Genomic DNA, 20,414 nt, shown 5'->3' with positions numbered 1-20,414 from the left:
GCATCCTGCCCAGAACACTGCCGCGAGGAGCGCTCCAAAAAAAGAAAGGAAACTTAAACTCGTTGTTAGTATTTCTTCACAACTTCCTGGCTGGTTTTGATGTCCGAGCGGTGATTTCCCCGCTACTCCTGTTGGGGAAGCTCTGCGCGCTACACTGAGGAGGTCGTGTGCAGAGCATGACTACGGGAGGACATCATGAAACTGGGTTTGGGCAGTTACGCCTATCGCTGGTCCATCGGGATCAAGGATCAGATCCCCGCTAAGCCACTGACGGCATTCGACCTTCTGGATCGTGCGGAAGCGCTCGGACTTGAGGTCGTGCAATATGCGGACAACATGCCGCTGGATCGTTACACTGCGGACGATCATCACAAGCTCTATGAGATCGCCCAACAAAAGGGCCTGCAACTCGAGCTTGGGACGCAATGTTTCGATGCTGATGAAGTCGACCGCTATATCGAGATCGGCCAGCGTCTTCACTCAAAGATCGTGCGCGTGGCCCTCGATGCCGAGGACAGCCATATGCCGGTGGCCGAGCTGGCCGAGCAGCTGCGCCCCCGGGTCGATCGTGCGCGTGCCGCAGGCATGAAAATCGCGATCGAGAACCACTTCAACTATCCCAGCCCGCGTATGGTCGAGCTGCTGGAAGCGGTCGGCGACGATCACCTCGGGGTCTGTCTCGACGTGGCGAATTCGATCTGTGCAAACGAGTGGCCCGAAGAGACGATCACTCTCTTGGCGCCGTGGACGATCAACCTGCACCTGAAGGATTACGAGATTACGCCCGACCCCTATGGCGTCGGCTTCCGCATTCATGGAGTGCCCTTGGGCACGGGCCGCGCGCCGATCGCGTGGACCCTCGACCAGCTGGCGCATTGCCCGGCCGACATGAGCGTGATCCTCGAACATTGGCTGATGCTGGAGAGCGACGGCCTCGAGGCGGCGATTGCCAAGGAACAGCCGTGGATCGAACAGACCACCGCAGCCGCGAAAACTATTGCCGAGGGGCGCTGAGATGACCGACGACATTCGCACCAAGAAACTGATGAACGCGCCCGAGGACATCATCCCCGAAGCGATCGAAGGGATGCTTTCCGCCCATCCCGACCTGCTGACCGTCGAGGGTGCCACGCGCCGCGCGATTGTGGCCAAGGACGGCCCGCGCGACGGCAAGGTCGGGATCATCATCGGTGGCGGCTCCGGGCACGAACCGGCCTTCGCGGGCTATGTCGGACGCGGCCTGGCGGATGCGGCTGCGGTCGGCAACGTCTTTGCCTCGCCTTCGCCCGAGCACATCATGGATGCCGCGCGCGCGGTCGAGGGGGGCGCGGGGGTGATGTTCCTCTATGGGAATTACACCGGCGACGTCATGAATTTCGACATGGCCGCCGAGGAATGCGAGGGGATGGGTATTCCCGCCCGCTCGGTTCAGGTCACCGATGACGTGGCCTCGGCGCCCAAGGGCCGGGAGAAAGAAAGACGCGGCATCGCCGGGGATTTCTTCGTCTTCAAGATCGCGGGCGCCGCAGCCGAGGCCGGTCGCGATCTCGAAGCCTGCTATGCCGCAGCACAGCACGCCAATGACAATTGCCGCTCGATGGGCGTCGCGTTGAGCGCGTGCTCCTTGCCCCAGACCGGCAAGCTCAATTTCGACCTTGGCCCGCGCGAGATGGAAATCGGCATGGGGATCCATGGTGAACCGGGCATGCGTCGCGGTCATCTCGAAAGCGCCGATGCGGTCAGCGACGAGCTGATGCAGGCCATCCTGACCGACATGGAACTGGCTAAGGGGGACGAGGTCGCGGTGCTGGTCAACGGGCTGGGCGCAACCGGGCCGCTGGAGCTTTACATCCTGCACCGCCGGATCGCGCAGATCCTTGGCGATCGCGACGTGAAAATCCACCACAGCTGGGTCGGGGAATACTGCACCTCTCTGGAAATGGCCGGGGCTTCGATCACGCTCCTCAAGCTGGACGACGACCTCAAGACGCTGCTCGATATGCCGTGCCGGACGCCTGCGCTCACGGTCGCCGGAAGCCTTGAGCCGGTGGGCAAGCGCACCCGCCGCACTCATGCCGCCGCCTCCAGCACAAGCGGGATCGAGCGATCCGCCCTCGCCACGGATGGCCCCGTCACGCCTGTGCGTTTCCGCCAGATGATGCTGGCGATCGCAGATTCGATCCACGCGAACCGCGACTGGCTGTCGGAGCTCGACGGGGTCATCGGGGATGGCGATCACGGCGTCACGATGGATATCGGCTGGACCGCGGTGCGCAAGGAGCTGAAAGACCCGACGGATGAGACCGTGTCCGAGACCTGCGCGCGCATGGCCAAGGCGTTTCTCGACGCGGTCGGGGCGTCTTCCGGGCCACTTTATGCGACCGCCTTCCGCAAGGCGGGCGAGGCAGTGTCCGATCGGCTCAACCTCGATGCCGGTGCGATGGTCGCGTGGATCGAGGGAATCTGCGCCGGCATCCAGTCGCGCGGTGGCGCACAGGTCGGCGACAAGACGATGATCGACGCATGGGTTCCGGCGGTGGCGAAAGCGCGCGAGACCCTGCAATCGGGCGGTGACGTGATCGCCTGCCTCGACGCGGCCTGCGCCGGCGCAAAAAACGGCCGCGACTACACCGCTGAAATCGAAAGTCGCCGGGGTCGATCGGCCAAGCTGGGAGAACGATCCGTCGGGCACATGGATCCGGGCGCGGCCTCGGCCCATGTCATGCTGGTCGCGATGACCGAGGCCCTACGCGATTGATCATGATCGGGGCGCTCTCAAGGGCGCCCCGCCCGTCATCGCGTTCGATGTCCGAGCGTCTGGCTCCAGTTGGTCCCGTTTGAGAGGATCACATCACCACCACTACGCTTTCGTGGGCGATGTTGTCGCAACCAGCGGCGCGGAGCGCGCTTTCCCGTAAAGACCGTCTGCGAGTATGGCGAAGCCATCCGCTATGATCGCGGCGTTTTTCGCCTCATTCCAGTCCGCTGCTGCTGCGGCGCCAGACTACGATTGGGTATCTGGAATGTCAGCCGGAAAACCCGGAAACCGGGGTCGGTTCTGGAAACCAAGCTGCAATGCAGTGCCCCGATTTTCGGCTAAGTAGTGGAGGCGAGTACCGGAATCGAACCGGTGTACACGGATTTGCAATCCGGGAAGAAAACGTTGCTTTTCAATGGCTAAGTGTTTCAAAAAGTCACGGACAGATCGTGAACCATTCGTGAAAGTTTCAAACGCAAAATTGGCGCCACTGACGCCTTCAGAGCGGAAGAAGACGCATCCGTGCCGTGTTCGGAGTAGCCGCATCCAGACACTTTCTATTGCGTGCCTTTGGGCAGGACGTGGTCTTTTGCTTAGCTTCGCTTGGTTTTGTAGAACTTAAATGTTCGAGTTGCGCACGGTGGTTACGAAGACGTTGCGCTTCGCGGTCCTTGCCTTAATGACCCTGACGGCCGATTACACGTTAAGTGGCGGATAGACGCATTCCGCAAGCGAACTGCGGTTGCGATTGGCAATGAAGGTTGTCTCGGCAGCGGCCAGGCGCGCCTTGAGACGGCAGTGCGGCGTCAATGTGCAGGCGGCGCTCCCGGACAGGAAACACTCGACCAGAGCCTGGTCTGCCTCGAGATAGGCGACGACGTCGCCCAGAAGGATCTCTTCAGGCCGCCGCGCGAGCACCGCACCACCGCCGCCGCCGCGTCGCGTTTCCAGATAGCCAGCAGCCGACAGTGACGAGATCACCTTTGCCAGATGATTGCGTGAAATACGGAACTCTTCCGCCAGCTCCGCGGTGGTGAACGGTCGATCAGGGGTGCTGGCCATCCCCATGAGGACGTGTAGTCCGAAGTCGGTGAAGGAGGTGAGACGCAAATGCAGCTTCGCGATTTGGTATTTGCAATGCGCATTAAGTGAGTGTAATACGTAATCCAAATACTAATTACCTAGAGAATCCGCAAATTAGAAAGCCTAGCCATGATTTCTGCTCGCGGAAAATCTCGACGGAAGCAGCAGCCTCGAGAACGAGGGGCTCTTTTCACGGATCGAGGCGGCCATGCACTCGCTCGGACAAGAAACGGCAAGACGATGATCCACTCACTCCCTTCCATCATTTTCGCCCGGCCTTCCCAGCTCGGATCGCCTGCGCGCGCCACTAGAATGCTCCAGTCATGAGCGCGGGCGACGACACACTCCCGCGCGCTGCCGACCTAGGCACGTCCGTGCTCGCTCGCCTCTCATGCGTGATCGTGCAACCCGTCCTGACCCGCGTGGTCAGGCGCGTCGCCAAACAGCATCCGTCGCTTTTCTCGCGGCTCGGTCCACATCAGGGGACCGATTTCGTAATCGATCCGGTGGAACTGCCCTTTGCCCTGCACCTGCGACCAGATCCGCAAGCGCTGGTGTTCCGGGCCGTCGCGCGCAATGCGGCGCCCGAAGCGGGAGCCACAATTCGGGGGAAGTTCATGCTGCTTCTGGAGTTGGTCGATTCCGAAGAGGATGGAGATGCCGCGTTCTTCTCCCGCGACCTGGAAGTCACGGGCGACACCGAAGCTGTCGTGCGGCTTCGCAATGCACTCGACGATGTCGATGGATCCATCGCCGAGGAAACCGCTGGAATGTTCGGCCCTGCTGGCCGCGCCATTCTGGCAAGACTGCGCCGCGCCTATCCAACGTGAAGAAAGGACCCCTCGTCCCATGAGCCTCGCCGAACTGATCTGCCCGGCCGGCACGCCCGCCGCCCTGCGCACCGCCGTCGATGCCGGCGCCGATGCGGTTTACTGCGGCTTTCAGGATGCCACCAACGCACGCAACTTTCCCGGACTGAATTTCACCCCGGACGAATTGGCCGCATCGGTCGCCTACGCGCATGACAAGGGCACCAAGGTGTTGCTCGCTTTGAACACCTACCCGCCTGCGGGCAAGGTCGATCTGTGGCGACAAGCCGCTGATACAGGTGCGCTGCTTGGGGTTGATGCTTTCATCGTCGCGGATATGGGCGTGGCAGACTATATCGCGCGCACCCATCCCGGTGTTCGTCTGCACCTGTCAGTTCAGGCCGCCGCCTCCAGTCCCGAGGCGATCCGGTATTATTGCGAGAATTTCGCAGTGAAACGCGTCGTGCTGCCGCGCATCCTGACGATCCCCGAGATCCGTGAAATCCGCAAGGAAATTCCCTGTGAGATCGAGACCTTTATCTTCGGCAATCACGGGCTGATGGTCGAAGGACGGTGCAGCCTGACCAACTACCTCACCGGGCAATCGACCAACATGGACGGGGTGTGCTCTCCGGCCTCGGACGTGGAATACAAGCGCCACACGGATGGCTCTATGTCCTCGCAACTCGCGGGTTTCACTATCGACTGCTTCGGGGCAGACGAAAAGGCAGGCTACCCGACAATCTGCAAGGGGCGCTATACGGCGCCGCACCGCTCCGAGCCATATTATGCCTTCGAGGAGCCGATCAGCCTGAACCTTTCCCGGCTGCTTCCCGATCTGGTCGAGGCCGGTGTTCACGCCTTTAAGATCGAAGGTCGCCAGCGATCGAAGAGTTATGTCCGAGGTGTGGTGTCGGCCTTCCGGCAGGCCGTTGATGACATCCGCGCGGGTCGAGAGGCGAATATCGCCGATCTGGTCGCCCTGACCGAGGGCCAGAAACAGACCCAGGGCGCGTTCGAGACAAAGAAATGGCGGTAAACGACATGACGAAACTGACCTTGGGCCCCATCGCCTATCACTGGTCCACCCAGACGCGGCGCGACTTCTACGCTCGTGTCGCCGACGAGGCGCCGATTGACGAGGTCTATCTGGGCGAGGTCATCTGCTCGAAGCGCGCGCCGTTTCACGAGGCCGATCTGCCTGCCACGATCGAACGGCTGGAACGCGGTGGTAAGACGGTGATCCTGTCGTCGCTGGCCGAGGTGATGTTGAAACGCGAACGCAAGGCGACAGCCGATCTGGCCGCCATGGAAGCGCCAGGGATCGAGATCAATAACGCGGCGGGCCTGTTTGCACGAGGCAAGCGCCCGCACCGCATCGGTCCGTTCATGAACGCCTATAATGAGGCGACCATCGCCTGGATGGCGGGCCGGGGTGCGACGCATGTCTGCCTGCCGACCGAAATGCCTGCCCCGGCGATTGCTGCGGCCGCTGCGGCGGCGCGCGAGCTTGGGCTGGGGGTGGAAGTGCAGGTGTTTGGCCGTGCTTCGCTTGCGGTGTCCGCACGATGCTATCATGCGCGCGCCCATGGCCGGACCAAGGATAACTGCCAATTCGTGTGCGAAGAGGACGCGGATGGCATGCCCTTGCGCACCACAGACGACCGCCCGATCCTTCGCGTGAACGGTATTCAGACCCAGTCGGAAAGCTACATCGACCTGTTGCCCGAAGCCGGACAGATGATCGTAAACGGCGTCACCCATTTTCGGCTGATGCCACAGGCGGTGGATATGGTTGCAGTGGCTACGACGTTCCGCAACGTTCTGGATGGCACCCACAGCTTGATCGACGGTGAACAAGCGTTGCGCAAACTTTGCGACGGGATTTCGTTCTCCAACGGGTTCTATCACGGTCAAGCGGGGTATCGGCGCATTGCCGCTGCCGCGGCAAACTAATCGCGATAAGGACGCGATAGCTAATTTCGGACTTTCGAGATTCAGGGACCTGGCCGTAGACCTTTGCATTTCTAAACTCGCCGCGGCGACGAAGGGAACGCTTTCTTACGCCTTGCTTTACGGTAGTGAACCGGCATCGCCGAGATCATTTGGTTCGAGTTCTCCCGGGTCCGGCGCAGTGCGCGACTTCACTGGTTTGGGTGGAGGGGCCTGCCATGCTTTTAGATTTGCTCCCACAAGGTCGTAAAACTCTGGAACGATACGCTCAATGTCTTCGATAACAGTCCTTCGGCCTCCGAAACGCTTTCCGAGCCCTTCGATCATCAATATCTCAAATCCATGGGGAACGAGGTCCAAATTGTCGGTCTGAATTAGTTCCGGTTCTTCGCGAAGGAGCGAAATGGGCTTCATGGTTGGAGGGCAACGGCCCGGCCAAAGAGCGCGAACAAAAATCCGCTCGTCATTTTGGGGAAGCATCCTCAGCAGCCAATTGAGCCGCGCCTTTGTTGACTTTCGATCAGTCGGCGCTTTGACAGTCATCGAAACTGACACGGTTTTGCGCGCAATGTCTGCACAGAGGTCGATATCTGATGCGCAATCTGGAACCCGGAGCTTCGAGGTCAGCATATGCGTTTCGACGATCGAGCTTATTTGCTCCTTCAATCTTGCTGCAGGATCTTCCCGGAGTTTGCGTTCGACGATGCTGTCAACGCGTGTCCCTACATGGCTCGACATGTGTAGGCATAGGTCGCGTTCTTCGGCGATCCAACTCGCGGCAGACGCTTCAACCTCAGAAGACGATTTCTTCAGCTTTTCGTCATTCGCGACCGATTGGACGATGTCTTTCCATTGAGCTGCCATTTGTGTGAAGCGTTCAACGCCCGTAGCTGGATTGACCTGCCATGGGATTTTTCCACGACCATCGATTAGAGTCCAACCCAACTTTGATCCGCTCCCCAGTGCGCCCCCCGCACTCGAACATATCGGACGCGCCTTCGAGCAGGGTCCGTTTCAATTGATGGATCATCGTCGGATGCACCCCGAACCGGCTCGCCAGCTCGGCCGCTGTCTCTTCACCCTTCAGGCTTCTAGCGCGACCTTTGCCTTGAACTCGGGCGCGTGCTGCGTGCGTTTCGACATCTCTGACCTCCTTCTCGGCGAAGATCAGCAGACCGCAAATCGTAGCTTATTTCAGTGTCCGAATTTCGGGCCGCCTCCGACTTATATCAGCATGACCGAGTTACGCGTTCCGAGAACCACGATTGTCGGCCCACGTCGGGAGTGTTTTCTGAAAGAGCTGATGAGGAGGCTAAGCTCAGAAAAAGACCAAAGACGGACTGCCGGTTCAAGGCACTTTGGCGGAATACCGACCGGTCCGCTCCTGAACGTGCGGCCTTCCTATTCTTTTCCTGTAACCGGCGCACTAAGTCATGGCGATGCGTCTTCTTAGGCGAGCACAACTATCGGACAGAAATAGAAATGTTGCATGACCTCCTCCTCGTGGCTGCCGGCCTTATTCTCCTTTTTGTCGGCGGCGAAGGGCTCGTGCGTGGCTCAGTCGCAATTGCCGAGCGCCTCGGCATCTCGAAGCTTTTAATCGGTCTGATCATCGTCGGTTTCGGCACGTCGACACCGGAACTGCTTGTCTCCGTGAACGCTGCCATAGACGGCGCGCCTGAGATTGCTTTGGGTAACGTCGTAGGCTCGAACATCGCGAACATTCTGCTCATTGTCGGCGTGGCAGCAGTTATCACACCGATCCTTGGCTGGGCGCGAACAGCTCTGCGCGAAGCGTTGGTCGCAACACTTGTTTCGCTGGCGACCTACGCACTTGTTCAGGGTGAAATCATCACTCGGATCGAAGGCATCGCAATGCTTCTGGTCCTCACGGGTTACCTCTTTTCCAGCTACTGGCTGGAAAAACGCAACCGCCGGGCAACGGCATTTCAACATGAAGCTGAGGAGTTCGAAGACATTCCGCTACCGCGACCTTGGCTTGCGCCGCTCTTGGTCATTGTTGGCATTGCCGCTCTGGTGTTCGGAGCGGACTTACTGGTGGAAGGGGCAGTAAACATCGCCCGCGAGTTCGGGGTGCCCGACGCGGTAATCGGCCTATCGCTCGTGGCTATCGGAACGTCGCTACCAGAGCTAGCCACCAGTATAGTCGCGGCGATCCGGCGTCACCCCGATGTTGTGCTCGGCAACGTGATCGGCTCGAATATCTTCAATATCCTCGCGATCCTCGGCGTCACCGTCGTGATCCATCCGATCGAAGTCAGCACGCGCTTTCGCGAGATCGATACCCCAGTCATGCTGGCGTCGTCTCTCCTACTGCTGGGCTTGCTGTTCGCTACTAAGAAGATTGGTCGCGTATGGGGTGCGCTTATGTTGGCCGCCTATGCAGCATATATGGTGCTCTTGTTTTCCAACGGTATTGCCAGCTAGCTTTTCTAACAGCGGGGCGTTCGTTCACCCAAGGCATTGGAACAGAGATCGCCCGGTCAACGGCCGCGCCTCAAGGCGACGACGACGGTGCTCGACCTGAGCGAGACATTGCGTCTCTTCGTCAGCTTCTAGACGGTCGAGGCGGAGGACGACGTCTGCGATCCAGACCTCGCCAGACTGGCCGCGCGGCTCGCCCTGCTGCATTTCGAGCGCGCCCTCGACACCGGCGTCCCGGCCCCGCTCACGGTGCTCAGCGACCGCGAGCGCGCCGTCTGCCTCGGCATCCCCTCTGATCGCAAATCCGAGGCAATCGCGGCCGAGCTCGGCATCGCCCCCTCCAGCGTGATCACCTGCCGCAAGCGCGCCGATGGCAAGCTGGACATCTCCTGCCGCGCAGGCTTGTTCGCAATTCGCGCGGGTTAGAACTACGGAACCGAGGATCGCGCCTCAATATGACCGACCTAACGCGAAGATCATTGCGTGATCGTGGCTAAATCTATAACAAGCATTTCTGATGCTTGTTTGTTGGAGGCACCATATGCGCCTGACCAGTTTCACAGATTTCGGACTCCGAGCGCTGATGCGGATGGCCAGCGCGCCGGAGCGTGCCTTCTCGACAGCCGAGATCGCCGAAGAGTTCGGTATCTCTCGCCACCACCTGAATAAAGTCATTCAGCGCCTGGCCCGGCACGGCTTCGTGACCACGCGGCGCGGGACCGGTGGCGGCGCAATGCTCGGCCGTCCCGCCCACGAGATCGTTCTGGGAGACCTCGTGCGGCTTCTCGAGCAGGACCAGGCCATTGTCGAATGTTTCTCTCCTGACGGCGCGTGCTGCATTACCCCCGTCTGCGGCCTGAAGGGCAGACTCCGCGCCGCAGAGACCGCGTTTTTGGCAGAACTCGATCGTTCGACGCTGGCAGACATCGCCTTGCCGGCCACTGTTCCATCTGCGGTCTGAAAGGAGATAGCGATGCGTAACGTGTCTTTCACCACTGACGGTTTCACGGTCGACGCAGAACTCGTTGGACGCGCTTTCGGCCTCCCACCAGCCGATGTTCTCGCGAAACTCCGCGACGGCGAGGTCACAAGCAGATGCGAGGCCGGTGTCGACGACGATGCCGGCCGATGGCGGCTGACCTTCTACTTTGGCGGTCGCGCTCTACGCCTCGTTGTCGATAAGAACGGCACGATCCTGTCACGCGGCACCTTTCCCTCACACGCACCCGTTGCGGCTCCGCGCGACCTCGCAACGACACATTCGAAGTCCTGATCAGCAATTTCCCGCGGGAAAGAAGCACGACGATCTGCCCCTCCCTCCCCCGCAAGCTCCGCTTCTTGTTGCCGGCGGCGAGTTGTCTAGCGTGACACCCTGCTGAAGGCGCGCTCCGCCATCAGACGCGCCTTGTTCAGGACGCGCGCGAATAGCGCACCCCCTCCGGCACATGCTGATCGAAAACCGAAGCGATCATCCGTGTTAACGGGCGACCTTCCGGTGCAATGGCAATGCGCTTTCCCGTAAGCCTTGCGAATGGCGCAAAGCGCGTGGCCATTTCCGTCAGGCACGGTAGCAGCTTCTGGGCATCGGTGCCGAACTCCTGGCTCAAATCGTCAAGATCCACCGCGAACCGACACATCAACTCCTCGATCGCCCGAGCGCGCAGCTGGTCTTCGGGGCTTAACTGGTAGCCACGAGCGCTCGGAAAAACACCGGTTGCGATCCGCTGCTGATACGCGGCGGTCGCGGGCGCATTCTGGACATAACCTTCCGAAAAGCGCGAAATCGACGATGCCCCGAGCCCTATGAGGGTGCTGCATGTGTCGGTCGTGTATCCTTGGAAATTGCGGCGCAGTCGTCCGGCCTCGAGCGACGCCGTCAGAGTGTCGTCGGGGCGCGCAAAATGGTCGATGCCGATAGCTGTAAGACCGGCTGCAACAAACAGTTCTCCAGCGCGCGTGGCGAGGTGGTAGCGCGACAGATCGTCCGGCAGCGCCGCTTCGTCGATCAGCTTTTGCCGTTTTGAAACCCAAGGCACATGCGCGTAACCAAAGAGCGCTACGCGGTCCGGCGTAAAGGTGAGAACCTTTTCAATCGTGTCTTCAATACGTGCGAGGCTCTGGTGCGGGAGGCCATAGACCAGATCGGTGTTGAGAGAGGCGATGCCGGCCGCGCGCAAGTCTTCGACGCACGCGCGTGTGGTTTCGAACGGTTGCAGGCGGCCGATTGCTTTCTGGACTTCAGGATCGAAATCCTGAATGCCGATCGACGCGCGGTTCATGCCTTCGGAGGCGAGAGCCTCGATCTTCGCGCGATCGACCATGGTCGGGTCGATCTCCACCGAGAACTCGAACTCCTGAGCTGGTGGAAACACACGGCGTATCGATTCCGAGAGACGATGTATCAATTCCGGCGGCAGGATGGTGGGCGTTCCGCCACCCCAGTGAAGGCGGCCCATTTTCAGGCCGTTCGGTATGATGGCGCGCACCATTTCGAGCTCTGCCTCGAGCGCCTCGATATAGCTTTCCACCGGGCCAAGGGTTTTCGTGCCTTGTGTGTGACAGGCGCAGAACCAGCATAGCCGCTCGCAAAACGGGATGTGCATGTAGACCGACACAGGCTCGCTGGGGTCCAACTGTTCAAGCGCATGGCGTTGAAAGGACGCGCCTGTGTCGGGCGAAAAGGCCGCCGCAGTCGGGTAGGACGTGTAACGCGGCACGCGCGCATCGAAGAGGCCAAGGGCCCGAAGTGTTTCTGTGTGTTCCATGCCCTATTATCAGACAGACAGAAGCGGGCTTCTTTGCTGTGGCTCAAACTAAATGTGCGACCATGCGGCCGGTGGCCGCACAGGTCCCCTCGTTCGACCGTGAAAGTGACAGAAGGGCATCGAGTCATCTTGCGTGCGGCAAATGGTATTTACAATGCGCATTAAAATAGTGCAGTGAGAGATCATGGCGACGAAGGTTGAAGCCGATTGAGTCGTGACGGTCCGAAGGCTCTTGCAAAGGTCTTGTTGAATGACGGATCAAACCCGAACTGCATTGGACGATTTGCCCGGCGATCTTTTGATGTGGGTTCTCATTATCAGCGAATTGCTGGTTTTCGGTGCGGGGTTGATCGTTTTCTTGTCGGTGCGGATCACTGATCCGACGGGCTTTGCCGAAGCGCAGAATGCGCTGAACCGGACTGCCGCTGCGACGAACACGATCATCTTGCTGACGAGCGGCTTTTTCGCTGCCCTGGCACTGAATCTGAGGCAATCGCGCAGGCGTGGCGGCGCACGCGTTTCTCTTGTGTGTGCCGCTTTGCTCGGCGCGGCATTTCTCGGGATCAAGGGCGCCGAATTCGCGTCCAAGGCCGCGCAAGGCATTGTCTGGGACACGCATCCTTTCTTCAATTTCTATTTCCTGCTGACCGGATTTCACGCCGCGCATGTCGCAGCCGGCGTCATCCTGTTGCTGCTGGTGGCGTGGCGCGATCATGTGGGAAATATCGAGGATGCGACCGCGTTCTGGCACATGGTCGATCTGATCTGGGTGTTGCTCTTTCCAGTGGTCTATCTCCTGCAATGACACGCCGGTCCCTCTATATCGCCCTCGGCACGCTTGTTCTCCTCACCCTTGGCTCGTCCTTGCTTTCATTCTCGGGGGTCTGGGCCAAGTGGCCAGGGGCGGCAGCGGTGGTCGTGATGGCACTTGCCTGGCAAAAGGCGCGGATCATCCTCGGAAAATATCTGGGATTGGTGCAGGCGCCCGCTTGGCAGCGCGGCTTCGATGTGGCGCTGACAGGCGTGTGCCTCCTGTTGCTGGTGCTCTATCTCGCGCCACTGGGGCTATAGGGAACCCGCTGGTCTGTTCGGTAACGACCATCGAACCTGCATTTGCAACGCTCGCCTGATGCGCTCTGCTCCTCGAACAACCTGATGTGAGCCGGTCCGAATGGACAACCCCCGTTGCGCGAATTTCGCGACGAGAGGTGCGGGCATCAGGCCGTCGCTGCCATGGCGATCCGACGATACCCAGCTTCGCCGTGATAGAAGCCGTTACTTAGTCCGACCTCCCCGCATAGGGTGGCAAGGCGCGCAAGTAATTCAAATATTCATTGTGAGCCGCGACAATTCGCCCCACCTCTTCCGCCGATAACGGCCTGCGCGTGTTGATGCGCCACGCAGGAAGCCCAGACCAAACCTTCGCCAGGGACGAGGTGCTGAAGGGTTTCGTGTCTTCTGGCTACGGTCCGAAAACGTAACCCCTGCACCCTCTTGAGCATCAAGGATTCAGCCGAGGGCGTGCGGTCGGGAAGACCAGATTCGCGGACGCTTGCCATCCGGCTCGAAATGCTCCGCCCGTAATTTGCGAGAATGCGAAGTTCATGGGCATCCTACACTCACCGCAATAGGTATTTACAATGCTTATTTTGTGGAGATAGCATGAGCCTCAAGTTCAAATTCTCGGGGGATCCCATGTCACCTGCTGATCGACAGATCATATCCGCGCGCCCCGAAACGACCGCTGCGATCATGGCGCAAACGGGTTTGGACGAGGATAAACTGACCCAGTTGGTGCATCGTTTCTACGACAAGGTGCGTGCTGATGCGGTTCTCGGGCCGATCTTCGCCTCCAGGATTTCCGACTGGGCGCCGCATTTGCAGCGGATGGTGGAGTTCTGGTCTTCGGTCGCACTCATGACCGGTCGTTTTCACGGCGCCCCGATGCAGGTCCATGCGTCCTTGCCAGTGGAATGGGATCATTTCGAACGGTGGCTGATGCTGTTCCGCGAGACCGCAACCGAGACCTGTCCCCCCGAGGGGGCCGCCCATCTCATCGAACGCGCCGAGCGGATCGCGCGCTCGCTGCATATGGCGGTCGAGAACGCCACGCCCCGAACCGTCCCCTCTTTGCTCTGACCAAAGGATACCAACATGACGAGACCGCTACCCCCGCAAGATTCCGCCAGCCTCACCCGCTACATCGAGGCAGAGTATCACGCCAAGCATCGCACTCAATTGCCTGAACTGGCGGCGCTCTCGGAAAAGGTGGAAACCGTCCATGCCGGGCAAGCAGATGTCCCTGCAGGGCTGTCTGCGCTACTGCACCGGATGATCGGCGAGCTCGAAGTCCACATGAAGAAGGAGGAGCTGGTTTTGTTTCCCGCCATTCGCAACGCGGCACCGAGGCTGGACGGGCCGATCGCTGCGATGCGCGCGGATCACGACGACCATGAGGCGGAGGTCGGACAGATCCGGCAATTGACAAACGATCTCACATTGCCGGACGGTGCATGCCAAAGCTGGACGCGGCTCTATGCCGGGGTCGGTGAATTTCTTGAAGACCTGGCAGCCCATATTCGGCTGGAAAACGACGTGTTATTCCCGCAATTCGAAACCCAAGGCGCAGGCCATGTCTGAGATGTATCTTCCCAACCCAACTAAGGATCTCTTCGAACGGCGTCATGCCTTGGCGCCGAAGACCGAGGACGCCTTCCGCGCATTTTCGAAAGCGGTGTTCACTGAAGGGGCGCTCGATGCGCGCAGCAAGCAGCTTATCGCCGTGGCCGTCGCGCACGTAACGCAGTGCCCATGGTGCATCGAGAGCCATGTCAAAGCCGCCCGGCGTGCGGGCGCCTCGGACGAACAGGTCATGGAAGCGATTTGGGTCGCCGCGGAAATGCGCGCCGGCGCCTCTTGGACCCATGCTCTGAAAGCAGTTGAGATGATCGGCGACACGGACAAGCCGGACAGCTGATGCCGTCAGCAAGCCCCCCCACCTCCGAAGCTCCTGGCGAGCTTATCCGCGTCAAGCGGATCTATCGCGCGGCACGCGTGTCAGATGGCAAGCGGATATTGGTCGATCGTCTCTGGCCGCGCGGCATGGCGAAGGACCGCGCCAGACTGTTTCACTGGTGCAAGGAGATCGCGCCGAGCGACGAATTGCGGCGCTGGTTCCACGAGCACCCTGATAGGTGGCAGGAGTTCACCACGCGTTATGAGGCGGAACTTGCCGCTCATGACGATTTGGTCCGCGAGCTCGCCGGATATGCACGCGAGAACGTCGTTACGCTACTTTATGCTTCAAAGGACGAGGCACATAATAACGCCGTCGTGTTACGCGATTACCTGCGCCAATGGTTATAGAACGGGAGGAGCAAGCATGACGGACCAGCCAATAAACCCGCTGCACACACCGCTTTGCGACCTGCTGGGGTGCGCCCAGCCAGTTCTGCTGGCCGGGATGGGCGGCGTTTCCCGCTGGGAACTGGCCGCCGCCGTGGCCAATGCGGGCGGTTACGGGATTTTGGGCATGGTGCGCGAAGACCCAGCCCTGATCGCCGCAGAGGTTACTGCGCTGCGGGACGCGACTGACCGACCTTTTGCCGTCAACTTGATCCCCGCGGCGACCGAACCAGCGCTGCTCGATGCGCAGATCGCCTGCTGTCTCGATCTTGGCGTGCCGGCCTTCAGCTTTTTCTGGGACGTGATGCCTGACGTGGTGGCCCGCGTGAAACGTGCCGGTTGCCTTGTTCTGCATCAGGTCGGCACGGTCGAGGCCGCGCGGATCGCCGAAGAGGCCGGAGCGGATGTGATCATCGCGCAGGGCGTCGAGGCGGGCGGTCACGTGCATGGACGACACCCGGCTTTCGGGCTGGCCGAGCAAATCCTTGCGCAGACCGACCTGCCGGTCGTCGTCTCCGGAGGGATCGCAACGGGCGAGGGCCTCGCCGCCGCGTTGACCATCGGCGCCGATGGCGTGCAATGCGGCACGGCCTTTCTGGCGACCGAGGAATCCTTCGCTCATCCCTATCACAAATCCCGAATCACGGAGGCCACCGGCGACCACACGGTTCTGACCGATGTTTTCGTTCTGAATTGGCCCAAGGGCGCTGCGGTGCGGGTGATCGCCAATAGCGTGACCGAGAGCCTGGACGGACATTACCTCGGCCACGACCCTGACAGTCTTCCGCGCGAGGCCATCGCCCGCGACGGCGAGCAGCCGCGCCTGCGCTTCAGCACGGATTCGCCGCTGCGAACCACGACCGGCGACTTGGAGGCGATGGCACTCTATGCGGGTCAGGGTGTGGGTGCGCTCAACGATGTCCCCACGGCCGCTGCACGTCTGGACGGCATGGTCGCGCAGGCCCGTCATCTCCTGGAACACCCGTTTTGACGTGCTTTTAAGTCGAAGCCGTGAACGACGAATTCAAGAGCTCAGCTGCCAAGGTTGCTTTTGCTCACCACCTCGCTTTGCGCGCCGGTCAGAGAACTGGCGCGACTGCTTCCCGCGTGGATGGTCGTCTAACGATCAGTTATGGACCCTCGGTCGCGGCATGAAGCCTCTGACAGACATACTCGGTTCGATCGACCAAAGGGCGGACGAAACCTTGCCGGAAGGAGTTTTTTCGATCCCGCGAAAGCACTACGCAGCGAGCCCGAACACGAGGTGACCGATCGGGAATGTTCCAGCAGGATACCGAACGCGAGCGACAGGCCGCTGGGAAAGGACAAGAGCGGAAATTGATCGCAGATCAAGGCGCCACAAGGCCAACCATCAAACTCTGGACCATCGGATCAACAAGCGCTTTGTTGCGATCCTCGCGGATCACGATCCACGCCGGCAATTCGAACACTGGCGCACCGGGCACCGGGAACAGGGCGCCGCTATCGATCTGGTGTTCGACCAGACGCCGGGGAAAATAGCCGCTGCCGCCATTGAGCTTGAGATATTGAAGGCCGAGCCAGGCGATGTTGGCCGAGAGTGCAGGACCGGGAAACTCCGGAAAGCCAGCGCGGAACTGATTGTCGAATTCCGGGCCCCACTCGACATGGATATAGCCGTCAGGCTGCATGCTAGCGGTCGGTTCGGTAGAGACGAGCACCAGCTGTTCAGTAAGCAATGGCAGGAGCTCGAGCATCGGACGGCGCTGCGGGGTGAACATGACTCCGATATCCATCCGCCCGTCGACCAGCGCCTGCATCAGTTCAGGCTCGAAGCCGATTTCGGAATGAAACGAAACTCGGGGATGGGTCCGCTGGATATTGGCGAACCATTTCATCATCAGCCCTTCCCACAGGCCGAAGCGCGCACCGATGACGACACGCGCGCGGAATTGTCCAGGAAGGCCGACGTCGTGCCGCGCGCGTTCGAGGGCTCGCACCATCTGCGCTGCATGCTTCAGGAACCGGCCACCGCCCGCAGTCAGCGCCGCGCCGGCCTTGTTGCGAGTGAAAAGCCTGGTGCCCAACTGATCTTCGAGTGCTCGGATACGAGCGCTCACGGTTGACTGGGTGACGTGAAGCCTTTCGGCGGCCGCTACGAAGCTGCCGGTATCGGCGACGGCAAGGAAAGTTCGGGCATGTTCGATGTTCATGGATCCCCCATGTATCGCATTTGCGAATATCATATCGCATTTATATTTGCTTTCCCAATATTATGAATCGCGCAATACTTGAAGTCCGCGCTTCCCGCGGACGACCGGAAGATGACCGGCATATGGATTAAACGAGCTTACCGGGCCGCAGGGTTTCCGGCAGTCAACAGCGTCTCTTGGATCGCGTCTGGCCGCAAAGCGTGGCGTGGGAGAAGCTGCCGGGGTCAGAAGCTCCGAAAACCGCGGAGCCTGGAACTCCGCCGCAGGCTCCGACACGCCGCGGGCCGGTGGGCAACCTCGAAGCCGCGCATTGGGCAGAATTCGGCGCCCGCCCGACCCGCGCTATAGATCTATGCGACTGACGTTGCGCTGAAAGAGTATCTCGAAAGGAGGTTCGCAAGGCCATGAGAAACAGCGATTTGAACGGAGCGAACAGCGTGACGGGGAGCGATCCCGCCGCGCCGAAGGAGGAGAGCTATGACGAGCGAAGGCCGTGCCCGACCCCGGGAGAATGTCGGCTCATGGCTGGGCTCGGGCTTTCGTTGGCCGGCATCACCCTCATCACCTTCGGCGACACGGGCATTGCGGGGCCATGGGCGCACAGCGTTGGGGTCAGCGCGCTGACCACCGGCCTGCTGCTGTGGGGAGCGGGTGCCATTCGACGCACGCTCGAACTGTGAGGCCGGCTCCCACTCGAGGCACCGCGCACATCGTCCGCTGTGCTGACCGCATCAGCAAACAGCCGTTTGAGAGATCCCAGCGTGATGGAAGACAACGATGGCCGCGGCATCGGGATGCTCTCGTCTCCGCACTCATTCGCGGTGGAGTTCGCAGTGGATTAGCTCGGCCCGCCGATGGTTAGTCGCGAATAGCCGCGTGCGTCGCGGCGCGTCGACCGAAGATCATGACAACGAAACAGTGGACCAGAGTGACATGGAAAATGGAATGAGTTTCGAAATGGTGATCGGTTGGCTTTTCGGCCTTCTTATTCTGGTGTTGGTGGTTTTGACCATAGCAGCGCTGATCAAGTGTCTACAGAAATAGCGAAAGAAGAGGCCAGTAGCCCCCAAAGCAGCATCGGCACGGTCTCGGCACAGGGCAGCACGGTCTAGGTCTTGATCCGGCGGCGGAATTCCTCGTTCAGGCGTTTGATGGCGTTTGCGGTCTTGGCCGATTTCCATTGCGACGGGTCGAGCCTGCTGAAGGTGAAGAGGCGCTCGCCAGCTTCCTTGAGGCTGTCCTCCGCTGCCCTGCACTTGAGATGCACAAGATCGGCGAGGGCCGCACCGAGAGGTTGGACATCGTGACCGCGCGACGTGCGCCCATGCTTGAAAAGCGGACGCACGGGTCCCACCATAAGGCTTCCCGGGGATGACCTCGCCCAATCACAAGCTCTGCACGCTGGACCGCCTGACCCACGATTGAACATTTTCCATGCGCAGCACCCCAGACCGTATCCGCCAAGCCGTGAGCTTTGAAATCATCGGCCTCCTCATCGTAACGCCGCTTTTCGCCTGGGCTTTCGATCATCCGATGGAGGAAATGGGCGTGCTGGTCGTGCTTGGCGCAACAGCGGCTACTGCCTGGAACTATCTTTTCAACCTGGCCTTCGATCATCTCCTGCTCTGGCGTCGTGGCGATGTCCGTAAGACTATGCCAATTCGGATCTCTCACGCGGTGCTTTTCGAGGTGACGCTGCTTACCCTGCTTCTGCCGGTTTTCGCATGGTGGCTCGACGCTTTCCTGCTGACCATTGTCGTGATGGAACTGTCCTTTGCAGGCTTCTACCTCGTCTACGCCTTCGTTTTCACTTGGGGATACGATACGATCTTTCCGCCTCAGAAACGTAAGCGGATGGCATAGATATGGATGACGATGCTACCGGAGGAGCCCCCGCCTGCTTTGCCCATCTTCTGGTCGATGGGCACCTGGTCGATCCCGAGGCGGCACGCGATGTGGCGCGATTCAGACGGGCGGAGCGCGCTCGGCTTGTGGCCGCGCGGGCCTTGTCCGCAGAAGATCGAGAGCGCGCGACCGTCCGGCTGATTGACGGTCTCGACCGGACAGTTCCTCTCGATGCCCGCCTCACCGTGGCTGTCTATTGGCCGATCCGGGGCGAACCGGATCTGCGGGGCTGGATGGGCAAGGCACATGAGGCCGGGGCCGAAGTCCTGTTGCCCGTCGTCATCGAACGAGATGCGCCGCTCGAATTCCATACGTGGACCCCGGATTGCCGCATGGTGCGCGGCGTCTGGAACATCCCCGTGCCAGCCGCAGGCGAACCTCGCACGCCCGACCTCGTGATCGTCCCCCTTGTCGGTGTCGACACGACGCTTCATCGCCTCGGAAACGGGGGAGGCTATTACGACCGCACGCTCGCCCGTTTTGATAAGAAGCCGCGGATCGTTGGTATCGGCTTTTCAAACTGCGTCTTGCCCACCATCTACCCGATGCCTTGGGATGTGCCGATGGACGAAATTATTCTGTCGGATGGCACCCATTTGACGAGATAGTGCAGAGAGGAACTGTGTCGCTGCCTCGTCACGCTTCTATGTAAAGGTATCCGCCCAAGTTCAGCGCCAATGGTTGGCCGATGTTTTACTTCTTGAACCAGGCGGGGGTGACGAAGGCTCAAGCGATTGAAGCATTGAATGGAACCGTAGCAGTCTACGCGAATAGCAAAGCCAACGCCTTAGAGCGATTGAGAGGCCAACGAAGCGCGCTCAACGCTGCTGGAGGGCAAGCTGTGCCAATCCTCGCAAAGATGATCGACGGGGATTTTGCTGGTCTTTTTGAAGAGGAGGATGATCGCGCGATAGCCAGAGCCATTCAGGCGCTACCGGACGGGTTCGACAATTTTGAACCGGTGTATGACCTTCTTCTCAACCTGTTTGATAGCGCCGGAACTGATAGCGCGAAAAAGGGCGGTGTCTTTAGAGCCTTAGCACCTCTAGACGAGTTGGCGTTTTTGCCGTGAATCGCCGATGAATGAGCCACCTCCCCC

General features: G+C 60.2%; 24 protein-coding genes and 2 pseudogenes. 20 read left to right on the top strand and 6 right to left on the bottom strand.

Annotated features, from left to right (window positions below; all coding sequences use genetic code 11):
- The first annotated feature begins 195 nt into the window (after positions 1 to 195).
- The gene (locus BMI91_RS10730; RefSeq protein WP_078604909.1) at positions 196 to 1,014 is read left to right on the top strand and encodes a sugar phosphate isomerase/epimerase family protein; all 819 of its coding nucleotides are present in this window, start codon (positions 196 to 198) and stop codon (positions 1,012 to 1,014) included.
- Position 1,015: 1 nt separating this feature from the next.
- On the top strand, positions 1,016 to 2,758 hold the full coding sequence (dhaL, locus tag BMI91_RS10725) for a dihydroxyacetone kinase subunit DhaL (protein WP_078604908.1): 1,743 nt from the start codon (positions 1,016 to 1,018) through the stop codon (positions 2,756 to 2,758).
- A gap of 696 nt (positions 2,759 to 3,454) precedes the next feature.
- Here dhaL and BMI91_RS10720 read toward each other — a convergent pair.
- Positions 3,455 to 3,868: an Rrf2 family transcriptional regulator gene (locus tag BMI91_RS10720; RefSeq protein WP_078521078.1), complete on the bottom strand. Its 414-nt coding sequence runs from the start codon at positions 3,866 to 3,868 to the stop codon at positions 3,455 to 3,457.
- A gap of 296 nt (positions 3,869 to 4,164) precedes the next feature.
- Here BMI91_RS10720 and ubiT point away from each other — a divergent pair, with 296 nt between their 5' ends.
- The 3 genes from ubiT to ubiV are packed head-to-tail and all read left to right on the top strand — an operon-like array spanning position 4,165 to position 6,606.
- Positions 4,165 to 4,671 (top strand): ubiquinone anaerobic biosynthesis accessory factor UbiT, encoded by a 507-nt coding sequence (gene ubiT, locus BMI91_RS10715; protein ID WP_078521076.1) that lies wholly within the window; start codon positions 4,165 to 4,167, stop codon positions 4,669 to 4,671.
- A 19-nt stretch (positions 4,672 to 4,690) separates the two neighbouring features.
- A complete protein-coding gene (gene ubiU, locus BMI91_RS10710; protein ID WP_078542321.1) occupies positions 4,691 to 5,689 on the top strand; it encodes a ubiquinone anaerobic biosynthesis protein UbiU in 999 nt (332 codons plus the stop codon).
- 5 nt (positions 5,690 to 5,694) lie between these two features.
- A complete protein-coding gene (ubiV, locus tag BMI91_RS10705) occupies positions 5,695 to 6,606 on the top strand; it encodes a ubiquinone anaerobic biosynthesis protein UbiV (protein WP_244176610.1) in 912 nt (303 codons plus the stop codon).
- A gap of 117 nt (positions 6,607 to 6,723) precedes the next feature.
- On the opposite strand, the gene BMI91_RS19840 is transcribed toward ubiV, so the two are convergent.
- Positions 6,724 to 7,548 (bottom strand): hypothetical protein, encoded by an 825-nt coding sequence (locus BMI91_RS19840; RefSeq protein ID WP_158522136.1) that lies wholly within the window; start codon positions 7,546 to 7,548, stop codon positions 6,724 to 6,726.
- 34 nt (positions 7,549 to 7,582) lie between these two features.
- A pseudogene (locus BMI91_RS20245) lies at positions 7,583 to 7,746 on the bottom strand (transposase); the annotation flags it as partial.
- Positions 7,747 to 8,085: 339 nt separating this feature from the next.
- Between BMI91_RS20245 and BMI91_RS10695 the strand changes: the two are divergent.
- The 4 genes from BMI91_RS10695 (at position 8,086) to BMI91_RS10680 (ending at position 10,321) form a co-directional block, all read left to right on the top strand.
- Complete coding sequence (locus BMI91_RS10695; RefSeq protein WP_078604906.1) at positions 8,086 to 9,051, top strand: calcium/sodium antiporter; 966 nt, start codon at positions 8,086 to 8,088, stop codon at positions 9,049 to 9,051.
- A gap of 246 nt (positions 9,052 to 9,297) precedes the next feature.
- Positions 9,298 to 9,474 carry a LuxR C-terminal-related transcriptional regulator gene (locus BMI91_RS19835; RefSeq protein WP_158522135.1) on the top strand — a complete coding sequence of 59 codons (177 nt, stop codon included), beginning with the start codon at positions 9,298 to 9,300 and terminating at the stop codon, positions 9,472 to 9,474.
- Positions 9,475 to 9,589: 115 nt separating this feature from the next.
- Entirely contained in the window at positions 9,590 to 10,009 is a 420-nt protein-coding gene (locus BMI91_RS10685) for an Rrf2 family transcriptional regulator (protein WP_078523320.1), read from the top strand.
- A gap of 12 nt (positions 10,010 to 10,021) precedes the next feature.
- Positions 10,022 to 10,321, top strand: coding sequence for a DUF6522 family protein (locus tag BMI91_RS10680; protein WP_078604905.1), 300 nt, complete (start codon positions 10,022 to 10,024; stop codon positions 10,319 to 10,321).
- A 136-nt stretch (positions 10,322 to 10,457) separates the two neighbouring features.
- Here the strand turns inward: BMI91_RS10680 and hemN are convergent, their stop codons facing one another.
- Entirely contained in the window at positions 10,458 to 11,813 is a 1,356-nt protein-coding gene (hemN, locus tag BMI91_RS10675; RefSeq protein WP_078604904.1) for an oxygen-independent coproporphyrinogen III oxidase, read from the bottom strand.
- A gap of 250 nt (positions 11,814 to 12,063) precedes the next feature.
- Here hemN and BMI91_RS10670 point away from each other — a divergent pair, with 250 nt between their 5' ends.
- From BMI91_RS10670 to BMI91_RS10645, 7 genes are all read left to right on the top strand, one after another.
- Positions 12,064 to 12,618 (top strand): cytochrome c oxidase subunit 3, encoded by a 555-nt coding sequence (locus tag BMI91_RS10670; RefSeq protein WP_078523317.1) that lies wholly within the window; start codon positions 12,064 to 12,066, stop codon positions 12,616 to 12,618.
- Complete coding sequence (locus BMI91_RS19830; protein WP_146684066.1) at positions 12,615 to 12,884, top strand: nitric oxide reductase F protein; 270 nt, start codon at positions 12,615 to 12,617, stop codon at positions 12,882 to 12,884. The genes BMI91_RS10670 and BMI91_RS19830 overlap by 4 nt, the downstream gene beginning before the upstream one ends.
- A gap of 681 nt (positions 12,885 to 13,565) precedes the next feature.
- Positions 13,566 to 13,952, top strand: coding sequence for a group III truncated hemoglobin (locus BMI91_RS10665; RefSeq protein WP_244176609.1), 387 nt, complete (start codon positions 13,566 to 13,568; stop codon positions 13,950 to 13,952).
- Between the two features lie 15 nt (positions 13,953 to 13,967).
- Complete coding sequence (locus BMI91_RS10660) at positions 13,968 to 14,453, top strand: hemerythrin domain-containing protein (RefSeq protein WP_078604903.1); 486 nt, start codon at positions 13,968 to 13,970, stop codon at positions 14,451 to 14,453.
- Positions 14,446 to 14,790 (top strand): carboxymuconolactone decarboxylase family protein, encoded by a 345-nt coding sequence (locus BMI91_RS10655; protein WP_078523315.1) that lies wholly within the window; start codon positions 14,446 to 14,448, stop codon positions 14,788 to 14,790. The genes BMI91_RS10660 and BMI91_RS10655 overlap by 8 nt, the downstream gene beginning before the upstream one ends.
- A complete protein-coding gene (locus BMI91_RS10650) occupies positions 14,790 to 15,179 on the top strand; it encodes a DUF488 domain-containing protein (protein WP_078523314.1) in 390 nt (129 codons plus the stop codon). Before BMI91_RS10655 ends, BMI91_RS10650 begins: the two co-directional genes overlap by 1 nt.
- A gap of 16 nt (positions 15,180 to 15,195) precedes the next feature.
- Entirely contained in the window at positions 15,196 to 16,209 is a 1,014-nt protein-coding gene (locus BMI91_RS10645) for an NAD(P)H-dependent flavin oxidoreductase (RefSeq protein ID WP_075777504.1), read from the top strand.
- Between the two features lie 358 nt (positions 16,210 to 16,567).
- On the opposite strand, the gene BMI91_RS10640 is transcribed toward BMI91_RS10645, so the two are convergent.
- Entirely contained in the window at positions 16,568 to 17,410 is an 843-nt protein-coding gene (locus BMI91_RS10640; protein WP_078523313.1) for a LysR family transcriptional regulator, read from the bottom strand.
- Positions 17,411 to 17,814: 404 nt separating this feature from the next.
- Here BMI91_RS10640 and BMI91_RS10635 point away from each other — a divergent pair, with 404 nt between their 5' ends.
- Positions 17,815 to 18,090: a hypothetical protein gene (locus tag BMI91_RS10635; RefSeq protein WP_078523312.1), complete on the top strand. Its 276-nt coding sequence runs from the start codon at positions 17,815 to 17,817 to the stop codon at positions 18,088 to 18,090.
- Between the two features lie 431 nt (positions 18,091 to 18,521).
- Here the strand turns inward: BMI91_RS10635 and BMI91_RS20290 are convergent.
- Positions 18,522 to 18,767, bottom strand: a pseudogene (locus BMI91_RS20290) (transposase); the annotation flags it as partial.
- Between the two features lie 77 nt (positions 18,768 to 18,844).
- On the opposite strand from BMI91_RS20290, the gene BMI91_RS10620 reads away from it, so the two are divergent.
- The 3 genes from BMI91_RS10620 (at position 18,845) to BMI91_RS19815 (ending at position 20,387) form a co-directional block, all read left to right on the top strand.
- Positions 18,845 to 19,273, top strand: coding sequence for a PACE efflux transporter (locus BMI91_RS10620; RefSeq protein WP_078549189.1), 429 nt, complete (start codon positions 18,845 to 18,847; stop codon positions 19,271 to 19,273).
- Positions 19,274 to 19,275: 2 nt separating this feature from the next.
- Positions 19,276 to 19,923, top strand: coding sequence for a 5-formyltetrahydrofolate cyclo-ligase (locus BMI91_RS10615; protein ID WP_078523308.1), 648 nt, complete (start codon positions 19,276 to 19,278; stop codon positions 19,921 to 19,923).
- A gap of 80 nt (positions 19,924 to 20,003) precedes the next feature.
- Complete coding sequence (locus BMI91_RS19815; RefSeq protein WP_078542318.1) at positions 20,004 to 20,387, top strand: hypothetical protein; 384 nt, start codon at positions 20,004 to 20,006, stop codon at positions 20,385 to 20,387.
- Positions 20,388 to 20,414: the final 27 nt, after the last annotated feature.

It is taken from the genome of Thioclava sediminum (assembly GCF_002020355.1).
GTDB classification, from domain to species: Bacteria; Pseudomonadota; Alphaproteobacteria; order Rhodobacterales; family Rhodobacteraceae; genus Thioclava; species Thioclava sediminum.
This window is presented reverse-complemented; position numbering and strand designations above follow the sequence as displayed.